The organism is Chryseobacterium sp. IT-36CA2, from assembly GCF_949767875.1.
GTDB lineage: Bacteria > Bacteroidota > Bacteroidia > Flavobacteriales > Weeksellaceae > Chryseobacterium.
This window is the reverse complement of record NZ_CATKPG010000027.1, coordinates 39,085-52,257: the sequence shown is the minus strand read 5'-3', so window position 1 is coordinate 52,257 and position 13,173 is coordinate 39,085. Positions and strand designations below refer to the sequence as shown.

The window sequence follows — 13,173 nt, the reverse complement described above, 5'->3', positions numbered from 1 at the left end:
ATTGATTTTGATAAAAGTAATCATTCATACCTTACCTTCTGCCATTTTAATGTTTGATAAATTTAATATTCTTTTCATCAATGGTAATAAAATAAGCTCCAGGAACCAATTCTGAAATTCCGATTGCTTTACCTGGCTGATAAGTTCCTTTTCCTACCAGTTTACCATCTATAGCATGAATGGTATAATCTACAGCTCTATTAATACCTTTAAGGTTAATTTCATTTTTGGCAGGATTTGGATATAAACCAAAACCTTCTTTCTCAGCAGAAGAAACACTTAAAGTATTATCCTGAGTAACGGTAGAGTTTTTCTCAAGAATCTGATATTCATAATTAAACTGAACACTTGCAATCGGGAATGTTACAGACTGTAAAAAGCTCTGATTATTTGAAGTATTGTTAAGAACCAAATAAGCAGTCTGCCCTGAAGTTCCGGTTACTTTAATAGGTAACGGCATTTCAAAGAAACTTACCGTAGAGCTGCTCTGGGTCTGAGAAACTTTAAATAAAGCCTGATTCCCGTTTTGCATCCATTTTATATTATAAGTAGGATATCCTTCCCCATACACCCAGTCATTAAAAAATTCTGTAAAATCTGTACCCGTAGATTGAAGCAGAGAAGCATTAAAATCAGCTGTACGCGCATAGCTGTAGGCCAGATTCGGTCTCGCATGATAATCTTTAAGTGCCTGATAAAAAGCAGCATCTCCTAAAGCCCATTTCAGCATTCTCAGGATATATCCTCCTTTAGCATACGTAAGCCTGCTATCGAAAATCCTGTTGATACTGGAAAGTCCGCTATCAGGTACATAAACACTTCCTCCTACACTTCCGGTAATATAGCCGGACTGACCTTGTAAGTAATTCAAAAATTCAGTATTGGTCATCAGTAGTTTTTCATTGGCAACATGCTCTCCAAAAGTAGCAAAACCTTCATTCAGCCAGATATCATTCCAGGCACCACAAGTCACCTTATCCCCAAACCACTGGTGGGTAAGTTCATGAGCAATAAGCTGTTTGCTCCATCCTCCCATAGAAGACATGGTCTGATGCTCCATACCTCCTCCATACATAAATTCCATATGGCCGTATTTTTCATTACGGAAAGGATAAGAACCAAAATACGTTTCAAAAGTATTCATCACCTGCTTCGTCCAGTCAATATTAGCTATACTGGCAGCATTTGAATTAGTAGATGGATAAATATAGTTCACAAAAGGAAACGGAGGATTTCCCATTGTATCAGTAAGCTTCACAAAGTTAGTGATAGACAAAGCAATCAGATATGCTGCTGTAGGATACATTGTTCTCCAGAAGGTAAGCTTTGTAGATCCTGTAGGAAAAGTTTCAGACATCAGCTTTCCGTTAGCAGCCACGCTGTAATTGGATGGAGTTGTAATTTTAAAATCAAATCTTTCAATTTTATCATTCAAACTCTGTTTTGTCGGAAACCAGTCCTGTGCACCATAAGGTTCATTCAAAGTAGAAAGTACCGGAGTTCCGCTCTGAAGTGCTGTTTTGAAAGCATCATTGCTTGTGGATGGTGCTCCTGCATAATAAATAGTAAGTGAATCTAATGTATTAGCAGGAATGGAAGCTGGGAAATCAATTTTCAATTCTTTTGAAGGAAGCTGTTGAAAGCTAGTAATGTTAGTTCCATGATACTTCACCTGAGAAACCGTTAATGAATTGGAAAGATCAAAATAAATACTTCCCATACTTTGGTTAGGTTTGAAATGCGAAGTTACTGAACCTGAGATATTATATACTGCAGGATCCAGACTGACATCCATTCTTTGATACTGCAAGTCATAATTCAGTGTATTGGGGTTCGTATTCCCAATATTCATTTTCTGAGTAAAGGATTGTTTCTCTTTTTCGATCAATCCTTTCATATCTATGTTTTGCTCATGCTTCTGGCCATAGAACTGCTGGGATAATATAAACCCCAACACCAAAAGGTACAATTTTGTCATGTTTTGAAAAATTTAATCAAATATAAAAAAAACCTTTTAATCAATGATTAAAAGGCTGTTATAATATATAAAATAAAATATTTTTAAAGATCCAGTGCGGGTTCAAGAATTTTTTCCATTCTCTTTTTCACCATATCTACAGATCCGGAATAGTTATTCACCATTAAAGAGAACACCAATGTTTTCCCGGAATTTGTTTTCAGATATCCGGCTAATGTTTTTACTTTATTTAAAGTTCCTGTTTTAGCAAAAACCTGTCCGTTACCTCCTCCGATAAACATTCTTTTTAATGTTCCGGATTGTCCTCCAATGGGAAGAGAAGTCAGATAAGATCTGTAATATTTCTGATCCATCAAAGAAGTAAGAAATTTTGCCTGAGAAATAGGAGTTACATTATTGCTTCTTGAAAGACCACTTCCATCCATATAATTAAGACCATTCATATCAAAACCTGCCTCTCTTAAGTGATTGGTCACCACTACTCTTCCAGATTCTGAAGTCTGGTCACCCATTTTCTGATATCCTACAGTTCTTAATAAAGCTTCTGCTAATGAATTATCACTATGCTGATTAGTATAATAAATAATATCACCTAAGGTTGGAGATTTATAAGCTGAAAGCATTTTTCTGCCTTCCGGAGCTGAATCTGTCATTTTCGGACTTACTTTTCCGGTAACAGGAATTCCGCTTTTCACTAATGTAGTTCTGAATGAGTTGGCAAGAAATGCCGGAGCGTCAGGAACTTTGGTTGTTAAAGCTCCGTTTCCTTCATATTTATCAGCATATACCATCTGATGATTGTAAGGAGAAACGTAGAAAAACTTCTTATCTGTAGAGAAACTTCCTTTTTTAACAATCAGTTTTTCGTTGGCCGGGTTAATATCTCGGGTACTTCCAGCGGGCAGATAGTAATTATTGTTTTCCAACCATACAACATTTTCCGGAAGCACTGAAATATTGCCTTTGAAAAGCGCTGTCTGAATGATAATATCACCATTTACCTTTTTGATTCCCTCTCTTGAAACTCCGCCTACGAAATCTGAAATGATATCTCTATAAGATGAAGCACCAGCTTTATTGGTTCCCAAAGAGGGGTCACCGCTTCCTATCACATAAAGATTTCCATTTAAGACTCCATTTTCATCTATAGTCCCTGAATACTCAAGCTGAGTCATCCAACGGTAGTTTTCACCCAAAAGGTTCAATGCTGTTTCCGTTGTAAGGAGCTTTGTAGTAGAAGCAGGTACTAAAGGAGTGTTTTCATTATACGAAGAGATTACTTTCTTCGTTTTCGGATCGTACACTACGAATCCCCAGCTTGCATTTTTCAGCACAGGATCCGCCATCATTGTGTTTACGTTAATATCTACTAGTTCTTTTGCTGACAAAACAGTTTTCTCCACCATCGTACTAACGGGTGAAGGCAGGTTTAAGCTGCTTTTCTGACTGTCATAATTCTGAGAATAAAGAACGGTAGAAACGGTAGACTGAGCCAGGAAAAGACCAGAAGCCAACACCGCCGCACTTGAAAAATATTTTCTGAAATTTACCATCTATCTTCTTTTAGTTCTATAGTTTTGACTCTATAAAAAATGATAGGTTAAATCATCCGATACAAAAGCCAAACACTTAATCAACGTCCAAAAGTAGAAATTATTGTAATACAACGAGCTACCAGCGTCTTATAAAAGAGTGTAAAGTTTGTTAAAAATTGTTAAAAATCCACAAAAACATCTTTTTTAATGCTTTGATAAGCAGTAATTTCATCAAATTCTTTCAAACTTATCAAAACCATATTTTTGAATTTCTCATAGTTTTTCCCGCGGGGAAGTTTAAGCATAATCTGGAATTGATACAGGTTATTCAGTCTTGCAATCTGGGCTCTCTCAGGGCCTAAAACACAATCTTCCGGAAGGTATTTTCTAAGGATAGAACCCAGAAACTGAGAAGCACGGTCTACTTTATCTTCTCTTCTGTGCTTCATTTCAATCATAATCAGCTTGGTAAATGGCGGATAATGAAATTTTTGGCGTTCTGTAAGGATATATTTATAGATCTTCGCTGGATTATTCATCTTGATCAGCTGAAATACAGAATGCTCTGGATTATAGGTCTGAATCAGGATTCTCCCTTTTCCGGAAACCCTTCCCGCTCTACCTGAAACCTGCGTGATCAGCTGATAAGCTCTTTCTTCCGCTCTGAAATCCTGTACATATAATAAGGAATCTGCTTTAGGAATGGTTACCAATTCGATATGATCAAAATCAAGACCTTTGGAAATCATCTGTGTTCCTACGATAATATCAGTTTCTCCATCCTCAATCTTTTCATACAGCTTTTCGTAGGCAAATTTCTTACGCATAGAATCCACATCCATTCTATCCACCTCATTTTCGGGGAAAAGCTTGGTAACTTCCTCATGAATCTGCTCTACCCCAACTCCTCTTTCGTTTAGTTTTTCGGAATTACATTTCGGGCAGGTTCTTGGTTTTGAAGCTCTTTGTCCGCAATAGTGGCATTTCATTTCATTAGCAGCCTTGTGATACGTCATAACAACATCACAATTGGAACAGTAATTCACATAACCGCAGCTCTCACATTCAATGACATTAGAATAACCACGACGATTGTGCAGAACGATCGCCTGATTTTTTTCATCCACCGTTTTCTTGATTTCTTCAATCAATTTCAAAGAAAAATTTCCGGAAACCTTTTTAGATTCCTGGGCTTCTTTGAAATTGATCAGTTCATATTCCGGCAGATTAACATTCCCGAATCTTTCATTCAGGAAAACATATTTCATTTTATCTTTTCGGGCTCTGTAATAACTTTCAACGGAAGGAGTTGCGGAACCTAAGATTACTCCCGCATTGTAAAATCCACCCAACACCAATGATGCATCTTTGGCATTAAAATAAGGAGAAGCCTCTCTCGGTCTGTATGCAGAATCATGTTCCTCATCTACAACAATAAGTCCCAGATTCTGATAAGGCAAAAATAAAGCATTACGGGTTCCGATCAGAATACGGATATCATTTTGCCTGATTCTTCTCCATACTTCTACCCTCTCAAAATCAGTTAGTTTCTGGTGATAAAAGCCAAGCTGTCTTCCGTATTTCTTTTCTAACCTTTGGGTAATCTGTTTCGTCAGAGAAATTTCTGGAAGTAAAAACAAAACATTTTTTCCTTCTCTGATACACTCATCAATTTTCTCTAAATAAATATGCGTTTTTCCTGATGAAGTAACCCCATGAAGCAGAACATTCTTCCCTTCTTCAAAAGCTTCATCAATTTCAGACTTTGCAATTTTCTGCTGTTCGGAAAGTTCTTCAAGCTCTTCAATTTCTCCTTCATAGCTTTCAATTCTGTCCTTCTGCATGTAATATTCTTCTACAAGACCTTTGTCTGCTAAAGGTTTGAAGTGCGAACTTCCAAAATAGCCATCCTCAAACAGCTCCGATTTTTTTATAGGAACATCAGGATTTTCCGTTTGTTTTTCTAAAATAAGGAGGAAAAGATCTTTCTGTTTTTGAGCTCTGTTCAGTTTTAAAAGTACATCAGTAAGATTCTGATTGGCCAAAACCTCATCATTGATTCTTACATATGCTACTTCTTTCGCTTTATATTTCTCAGCAATTTTTTCATCAATCTCAATATATTGAAGATCAATTAATGAATTGATGGTTTTAATAATATCCTTTTTAGGAATAAAAGCTTCAATATCTGTCAGATTGATCAGCTGCCGTACTTCCAATGCCTGAATCAGGTACATCTCGTTGACATCCAGATTTTCAAAATCAACAACTACACCCGGTTTTAATTTTAAATAGGTTTCGCTCTCCAGTTTTAACGAAGAAGGAAAAGAAAATCGGTAAATTTCACCAAGGCTGCAAAGATAATATTCCGAAAGCCAGTTCCAGAAATTAATCTGTTCCTCAGGCATAATCGGTTTATCATCCAGCATGCTGATGACTTCTTTTGCCACAAAGTTTTCCGGTGCGTTATTATGAAGTTCAAATACAATTCCCGTGTAGATCTTCTTTCCGCCAAACGGTACCAGGACACGCATCCCAGGCTGGATTTCAGACATCATTTCTTCAGGAACTTTATACGTAAAAGATCCTTTCAGGTTTAGGGGTAAAACAATTTGAGCGTATTGCAAGGGAAATATTTAAAGTGTAAAATTAGATTTTTCCTGAGAGAACTGCAACTTTGTGGAGATTGTTTCAAGCTTCTTTAACAGACCTTGAAATCCAATTTAGAAAAAATATTCAATACGAACGGACTAAAGTCCGTTTGATAGAAGTAAAATTTCAATAGGCTTTAGCCAAAACCTAGATTATAACGCGATGTTTGCAAAGCTATGATGAATTGTCTAATTCGTTCGCAAAGGTGTTCCACTCAGCAAAAATATCCCTCCAAAACAACAAAGAATGCCCATATTAATAAACGATAGCTTATCATTAAAAAAGAAGTTCCGTCATCTCATACCAGAATGCGGAGGTAAAAAATCCGACAATAATACTGACTCCGATGATCAGATTGGTCAGTTTTGTATTCAGTCTAAATTGTTCTGCAATGATACTTGAGGTAACGAGTGTAGGCATTGCTGCTTCAAATACCGTAATTTTTGCTACATCTCCTTTTATTCCGAATAACAAAGCCATTCCCAGAACCATTGCAGGTGCCAGAATTAATTTATACAGCATAGACATTGACATCTGGGGTATCAGCTTTTTCCATCCGTTGAATTTCAGCTGTAATCCTACTGAAAATAAAGCTAATGGACTTACTGTTGCTGCCAGCTTATCAAAGAACGGTTCTGCAACGGTAAAATCAATGAACTGCGACAATACTAAAGCAGAAATACATCCAATTAATGGAGGAAACGTAACAAGTCTTTTTAAAATAAATAGTGCACTTACCTTTCCTGATCTGCTTCCTCCTTTCACTGCTGCAATAATTCCGAGCGTGGAAAGAGAGAAAAACATGGTCTGATCACAGATAATCGCAATGCTCAGAAGCCCTTCACCATAAAATGCACTGATTAAAGGAAATCCAATAAATGAAGTATTACTATAGCCACTTGCCAGTTCTAAGGTACTTCTGGAACGCCTTGAATACCCTTTGCTTTTACTGTACAACATCATAAAGAAGAAACAGAACACAGAAATTAAGAACGTAGCCGCAATCGGGAACAGCATTTCTGTTGTCCATTTTACTTTAGGCAGATATTTAAATGAAACTGCCGGAAGAGCAAGATAAAGAATCCAGGTGTTGATACCTTTATGGGCATCGGGGTGGATAGATTTTGTTGCTTTGAATATCATTCCTGCAATGATACACACTGCAATCAGAACAAAATTTACCATAATTATAAAGAAATATGCTGCAAATTTACGGCTGATTTTTGAGTTGGAAGGGTAAAATTTATATTTTTTTCGGTAGAATTTTAATGAAATTTTTCAATTGTAATCAAAACCTATAAGGTTTGGAGAACTTTTATATTTTAATTCTTCATCACCTCCCAAAGACTCATTATTTCAATTTTATCCAAAGGTTTTGAGAGGGTAACCCTTTTTGAAGTTCCCGGTAACAGATCAAAGAAATTATCACTGAAGTGAGTATCTCCAATCAAGTAAACATCTTTTGCCAAGATGTCCGTTGATATTTCAATTTCAGTGGATGAAATTTTTCTGATTGTAATCTCAGGTTTTGAAAGTTTTAAATCTTTAGGTTTATTAAAGAAGAACAGCTTTTCGAATTTCGAATCTTTATCGGAACTGATTTTTAAAATAGCTCCGGACAAATCAATCTGAGCGAGTTCTGATTTGTTGATGCTTCTAATTTTCTTACTTACATCAGCATTGATAATATCTGACTGATTGGCTTTCCAAAGTGTTTTTCCTTTAAAATCAATTAATTCAAACTTTATGTCTGTTTTAAGTTCCTTCAATAAATCACTGATCAGATAAACGTCATAACTTTTATCTGTTTCAGCTACTGATACCAACACAGGTTCAAAGCTTCTTTTTGCCTGATAATGGAAAGCTTTCCAGTTTCCTAGATAATCGATGGACGACCATGATACCACCGGCCAGCAATCGTTAAGCTGCCAATACAGCGTTCCCATATTATAGGGTTTTGCACGGCGGTGAGCTTCGATAGCGATCTGCATTCCTCTTGCCTGTAACAGTTGTGAAACGTAATTGTATTGTATAAAATCGGTCAGAATTTTATAATCACGTTTCAGGTATTGATTAATGATGTCCCAGCCACGGGCATGTTTTTCATGAGCTTTAATGGTTGGATTTTGTAGACTTAAATCCGGAGTTCCGGAAAACATTGATTTTGTAGTTTCAAGAGCAGGTGTTCCCTGAAAACCATATTCAGACATGAAACGCCCTACTTTTTCGTTATAAATTTCAAAAGGTTGCTCACCCCACCAGACTCCCCAATAATGGGAATCACCTTCTGTAAGACTTTCCTTATGACCCCAGCCGATAGACGGGGAACTTGGCCAATATATATTTTTATCTGACTTCAGATTTTCGGCCAAAGCATTAGGAATTACATCATGAAACAACTTCTTATAATCTTTCCAAACCTGCAGTGAGTCGTTTTTTGAATATTTGAACTGTTTCTGATATCCCCAGTTGACAATCGCTTCATCAATCTCATTATTCCCGCACCACAATGCAATTGAAGGGTGATTTTGAAGCCTGCTGACCTGATCTTTTACTTCTTCTTTTACATTGTTTAAGAATGCTTCATCTGCCGGATAAAAACTTCCTGCAAACATAAAATCCTGCCAGACCAGAATTCCGTTCTCATCGCAGGCTTTGTAAAACTCATCGTCTTCATAGATTCCTCCGCCCCAGATACGAATCATATTCATATTGGCGTCTTTGGTATCTTTGATGAGTTTCTGATATTTTTCTTTGGTCATTCTCGGTGAAAAGCTATCTCCCGGAATCCAGTTGGTTCCTTTGATGTACAATGGATGTCCATTGACTTTAAAGTAAAATGATTTTCCTTTTTCGTCTTTTTCCTGAACAAATTCTACCGTTTTTAAGCCTATTCTGATATTTTTACCATCAATCTTTTTTTGATCTTTTGAAAGCTTTATTTCAAAATTATAGAGGTTGGCTTCACCACGTCCGTTAGGCTGCCAAAGTTTCATTCCGCTTGTTTCATAAGGCACCGATATTGTATTGATTCCTTTTTTTAAAGATATCTTTTGGTGGGCTTTATTCAGATCTAAAGTATAATTCCCGGCATTTTGCGCATAAATTTCTACATCAAAATGTAAATCATTCACCCCTTTATCAGATCTGTTCTGAATATCTTTGACGGTAATAATTTTGGCATTATTCCAGAATTCCAGCTGAACATCTTTCCAAATTCCTGCCGTGACCAATCTTGGTCCCCAATCCCATCCAAACTGATATTGTGCTTTTCTTACAAAACTTCTTGGTGATTCCGGCATAGTGAACGGAACTTTTTTGGCTAATTCCTTTCCTGTATTAACTGCAGATTTGAACTTAATCTGAATCGTATTCTTCCCTGTTTTCAGATACTGTTTCACCGGAATTGCCCATTTCCGGAACATATTATCTGTTTTCTTTAACAGTTTTCCATTAAGATAGATTTCTGAAAATGTATCCAATCCGTTAAAGACAAGATCAATATTTTCATTCTTTAATTCTTCGGAAGAAACCGTAAATGCGGTCTGATAATCCCAGTCTTCATTTTCTATCCATTGTACTTTCTTTTCATTTTCATCTTTGTAAGGATCGGGAATCACTTTATTATCGATTAAATCCATATGAACCGTTCCCGGAACTTTCGCAGGAAGCCAGTTTTGGTCTTTTGAATTTCTGAACTGCCAGCTTTCAGAAGACAAACTTCTTTGGGAAAACTGTGCAAAAAGGATATTCTGCGTGAAAAGGAAAGCAAAAAGGATCGTTCTATTCATCAATAATTTTGTTTTGTATCATTACAACACCTGTGATTTTGTCATTCCGAGGAACGAAGGAATCTCTATCTTATTGGTAGATTCCCGCTGCACTTGGAATTATAAACTTAGTACGAATCATTCATCCTATTTATTTTTCAGTGCAACTACTTCATCCGGGTTGGCAAAAGCTCCCCCATCAGTAATGGCAGAAGAGTGAAAATATCCTGCATTGGTAACAGTTCTTATTTCTTCAATATTGGATGAACGAAGCCCGCCTCCAACAAGGATTTCTATTCTTCCATCGGAAAGTTCAACCAGTTTTTTAAGGTTTTCTTTTCCTTCTGATACATTGGGTTTCTGGCCGGAAGTAAGAATAGTTTTGAAGCCACATTCAATTACTTTTTCTAAAGAATCTTCCAGACTTGCAGCACGGTCAAAAGCACGGTGGAAAGTACATGGAAGTGGTGCTGCCAGTTCTACTAAAGCTTTATTTTGCTCCATATTAACCTCATCATTTTTATCCAGAATTCCGAATACAAAACCATCTGCATGTAAGGATTTTAAATGAACCAAATCCCTTTTCATCTGCTCAAATTCTGAATCTGAATAAGTGAAGTCTCCACCTCTGGGACGGATCATCACAAAAATTGGGATGGTAATTTTTTTACGAAGTTTTTTCATTGTCCCAAAGTCCGGAGTGGTTCCGCCTTCACTGAGCCCATCACATAATTCTATTCTGTCTGCTCCGTTTTCAAAAGCGATCACCGCCGATTCGGGATTAAAACAAGCTATTTCTATTTTTGACATTCTATGATCTATTTAATTTTATTTTGGCTCATCCTGCAATACATCTGCAATCAGAAAGGAGCCGTTTTCTTTTATTACTTTTATTACAGAGGGATAATGAGCTTTAAAACCATCATCTCTCAACACCACATTAAAGACGTATTCATTTTTAGAAGAGGATTTTAAATCACAGCTTTCAACTTCAATATTAACCCAATCCTGTGCGGAAATAAGAAATCCTATACCAACTCCTGCTTTACCGGTATCAAATTTAGACTTCCATTTATCCTGAAATTCTTTTTCTGTAAGGCTTCCGTCTACATCCAGATCAACATTCGTGGCGTCCATTTTATAATCAAAATAGTCTTTTGTGGTGATCTTCTGTAAATTCTTTTCTCCATTTCCGATATCGGCTTTAAAATAATCGACAATGCTTTTTTCCAACCACTTTTTTGCATCTTCTGCTTCATTGGATTGATGATTCTGAACTAACTTTTCTTCTATCCGCTGTGGTTCTATGACTGTTTTGGCCTCCTTCTTTTCTTCCTTACATGCAATGATGAGAAATAAGGAAGCGATAATCATTCTTTTCATATTTATTTTATGTTTTGGCTAAAGCCAATTGGTGTCATTGATTTTTTTAAATAGGCTAAAGCCCATTTCTATTGAATTTTTAATTTTTGTTGGAATAACGCAAAGGCATAAAGATTTTCCTGTAACATTTTTTTAGGACGCAAGGATTTTATCTCCGATAAAATTTATCTATAACTCTGGCTATTTATTGCTTTTATTATACAATTATTTTAAAGCAAATTCTGGTTTTTCAAGACGGTTTCCTTTCTGATCGTAAACAGCAAAATTGAATCCGTCCTGAATACAATAAGATCCATATTCTCCCTGCTTGTTGATGGCAATAAAGCCTACCTGAATATCTTTTAGATTTTTGTTTCTTCGCTGAGTGATTTTAACAATCCTTTCTACGGCTTCTTTACAGGCTTCCTGTGGATTTCTGCCTTGTCTCATCAGTTCAACCACAAGATGGGTTCCCACTGTTCTTATTACTTCTTCACCATGACCAGTTGCTGTAGCCGCCCCTACTTCATTATCTACAAACAGACCTGCTCCGATAATTGGGGAATCTCCTACCCTTCCATGCATTTTGAAAGCCATTCCGCTTGTTGTACAGGCACCTGAAAGATTTCCCTGAGCATCCAGAGCGATCATTCCTATGGTATCGTGGTTTTCAATATTAGCAATAGGTTTATACTGGCTGGTTTTTAACCATTCTTTCCATTCTTTTTCCGATTCGGGAGTGAGAAGATTTTCTTTTTTGAATCCCTGTGAAAGGGCAAACTGTAAGGCTCCATCTCCTACCAACATAACGTGAGGAGTCTTTTCCATTACCGCTCTGGCAACGGAAATTGGGTTTTTAACATGTTCAAGACATGCAACGGAACCAATATTATAATTTTCATCCATGATACAGGCATCCAGCGTTACTCTTCCATCTCTGTCCGGACGGCCTCCATACCCTACACTTCTTTCTTTTGGATCCAATTCTACGAGACGTACTCCTTTTTCTACGGCATCCAAAGCTTTCCCTCCTTTTCCAAGGATTGTCCAGGCTTCTTCGTTGGCTATTAATCCGAAATTCCAGGTTGAAAGGACAATCGGTTTGTTGACAGTTTTTACAATAGGTTCAGGTAATTCGGCAGCCATTAAATCCAGTGGGTTTACGGCAAGTGCAAGAGAAGCTGCAGCGGTTTTTTTTATAAAGTTTCGTCTACTTTGCATATCAGGTTTATTAGGCCTACAAATTAGCGATTTTCCTGCTGGTAGGAAAGCAAAAAGACTACAGAAAAATGATCTGTAGTCTTTTATATTTTTAATTAAAAAAATTGATGATTTTATTTTGTTTTAAACAACATCAATTTCCTGTTAATGAGGTAGTTTATCTCTGAAATATCCATATACCCATGTTCCTGCAATAGCACTCAAAAGGGTAACGGATACTGCTAAAGCTCCTGTTCCGATCTGCGCAAACAGCGGTCCGGGGCAGGCTCCTGTAATCGCCCAGCCAAAACCAAATATCAATCCACCGTAGATATGACCTTTATTAAACTTTTTGGGAATCAGTGTAATAGGTTCACCGTGGATTGTTTTTATATTGAATTTTTTGATTAGCCATACTGAAATCATTCCCACCAATACAGCACTTCCTATAATTCCGTACATATGGAAAGACTGCAGGCGGAACATTTCCTGTATTCTGAACCAGCTGATCACTTCTGCTTTCACAAAAATAATCCCGAATATAACTCCCGAAGCGAGGTATTTCAAATTGTAATACCATGGATGAGTAAGGGTACTTTCGTTCACGCAAACAGCATCCTGATGACGTATATCCTGTTCTTTTTCTTTTATCATGATATAAACTTTTCTTTTAAAA

9 protein-coding genes are annotated in these 13,173 nt (G+C 36.8%); all 9 read right to left on the bottom strand.

Annotated elements, in window-relative coordinates; translation table 11 throughout:
• Positions 1 to 46: 46 nt before the first annotated feature.
• Positions 47 to 1,978: a M1 family aminopeptidase gene (locus ACM6F9_RS22275; RefSeq protein WP_414847692.1), complete on the bottom strand. Its 1,932-nt coding sequence runs from the start codon at positions 1,976 to 1,978 to the stop codon at positions 47 to 49.
• Positions 1,979 to 2,061: 83 nt separating this feature from the next.
• A complete protein-coding gene (gene dacB, locus ACM6F9_RS22270; protein WP_414847691.1) occupies positions 2,062 to 3,531 on the bottom strand; it encodes a D-alanyl-D-alanine carboxypeptidase/D-alanyl-D-alanine-endopeptidase in 1,470 nt (489 codons plus the stop codon).
• A gap of 161 nt (positions 3,532 to 3,692) precedes the next feature.
• The gene (gene priA, locus ACM6F9_RS22265; protein ID WP_414847690.1) at positions 3,693 to 6,140 is read right to left on the bottom strand and encodes a primosomal protein N'; all 2,448 of its coding nucleotides are present in this window, start codon (positions 6,138 to 6,140) and stop codon (positions 3,693 to 3,695) included.
• 301 nt (positions 6,141 to 6,441) lie between these two features.
• Positions 6,442 to 7,350, bottom strand: a complete 909-nt coding sequence (locus ACM6F9_RS22260) for an AEC family transporter (RefSeq protein ID WP_414847689.1) — start codon at positions 7,348 to 7,350, stop codon at positions 6,442 to 6,444.
• A gap of 137 nt (positions 7,351 to 7,487) precedes the next feature.
• Complete coding sequence (locus tag ACM6F9_RS22255) at positions 7,488 to 9,956, bottom strand: beta-mannosidase (protein ID WP_414847688.1); 2,469 nt, start codon at positions 9,954 to 9,956, stop codon at positions 7,488 to 7,490.
• Positions 9,957 to 10,082: 126 nt separating this feature from the next.
• Positions 10,083 to 10,745, bottom strand: a complete 663-nt coding sequence (locus ACM6F9_RS22250) for a copper homeostasis protein CutC (RefSeq protein WP_414847687.1) — start codon at positions 10,743 to 10,745, stop codon at positions 10,083 to 10,085.
• 18 nt (positions 10,746 to 10,763) lie between these two features.
• Positions 10,764 to 11,318 (bottom strand): hypothetical protein, encoded by a 555-nt coding sequence (locus ACM6F9_RS22245; protein WP_414847686.1) that lies wholly within the window; start codon positions 11,316 to 11,318, stop codon positions 10,764 to 10,766.
• A gap of 204 nt (positions 11,319 to 11,522) precedes the next feature.
• A complete protein-coding gene (locus ACM6F9_RS22240; protein WP_414847685.1) occupies positions 11,523 to 12,518 on the bottom strand; it encodes an isoaspartyl peptidase/L-asparaginase family protein in 996 nt (331 codons plus the stop codon).
• A 144-nt stretch (positions 12,519 to 12,662) separates the two neighbouring features.
• Positions 12,663 to 13,151, bottom strand: a complete 489-nt coding sequence (locus tag ACM6F9_RS22235) for a DUF6691 family protein (RefSeq protein ID WP_414847684.1) — start codon at positions 13,149 to 13,151, stop codon at positions 12,663 to 12,665.
• Between the last annotated feature and the right edge of the window lie 22 nt (positions 13,152 to 13,173).

Excerpts from the sequence above, each read along its gene's own strand:
- ACM6F9_RS22275 (WP_414847692.1), bottom strand. The coding sequence starts at position 1,978 with ATGACAAAATTGTACCTTTTGGTGTTGGGGTTTATATTATCCCAGCAG.
- dacB (WP_414847691.1), bottom strand. The coding sequence starts at position 3,531 with ATGGTAAATTTCAGAAAATATTTTTCAAGTGCGGCGGTGTTGGCTTCT.
- ACM6F9_RS22260 (WP_414847689.1), bottom strand. The coding sequence starts at position 7,350 with ATGGTAAATTTTGTTCTGATTGCAGTGTGTATCATTGCAGGAATGATA.
- ACM6F9_RS22255 (WP_414847688.1), bottom strand. The coding sequence starts at position 9,956 with ATGAATAGAACGATCCTTTTTGCTTTCCTTTTCACGCAGAATATCCTT.
- ACM6F9_RS22250 (WP_414847687.1), bottom strand. The coding sequence starts at position 10,745 with ATGTCAAAAATAGAAATAGCTTGTTTTAATCCCGAATCGGCGGTGATC.
- ACM6F9_RS22245 (WP_414847686.1), bottom strand. The coding sequence starts at position 11,318 with ATGAAAAGAATGATTATCGCTTCCTTATTTCTCATCATTGCATGTAAG.
- ACM6F9_RS22240 (WP_414847685.1), bottom strand. The coding sequence starts at position 12,518 with ATGCAAAGTAGACGAAACTTTATAAAAAAAACCGCTGCAGCTTCTCTT.
- ACM6F9_RS22235 (WP_414847684.1), bottom strand. The coding sequence starts at position 13,151 with ATGATAAAAGAAAAAGAACAGGATATACGTCATCAGGATGCTGTTTGC.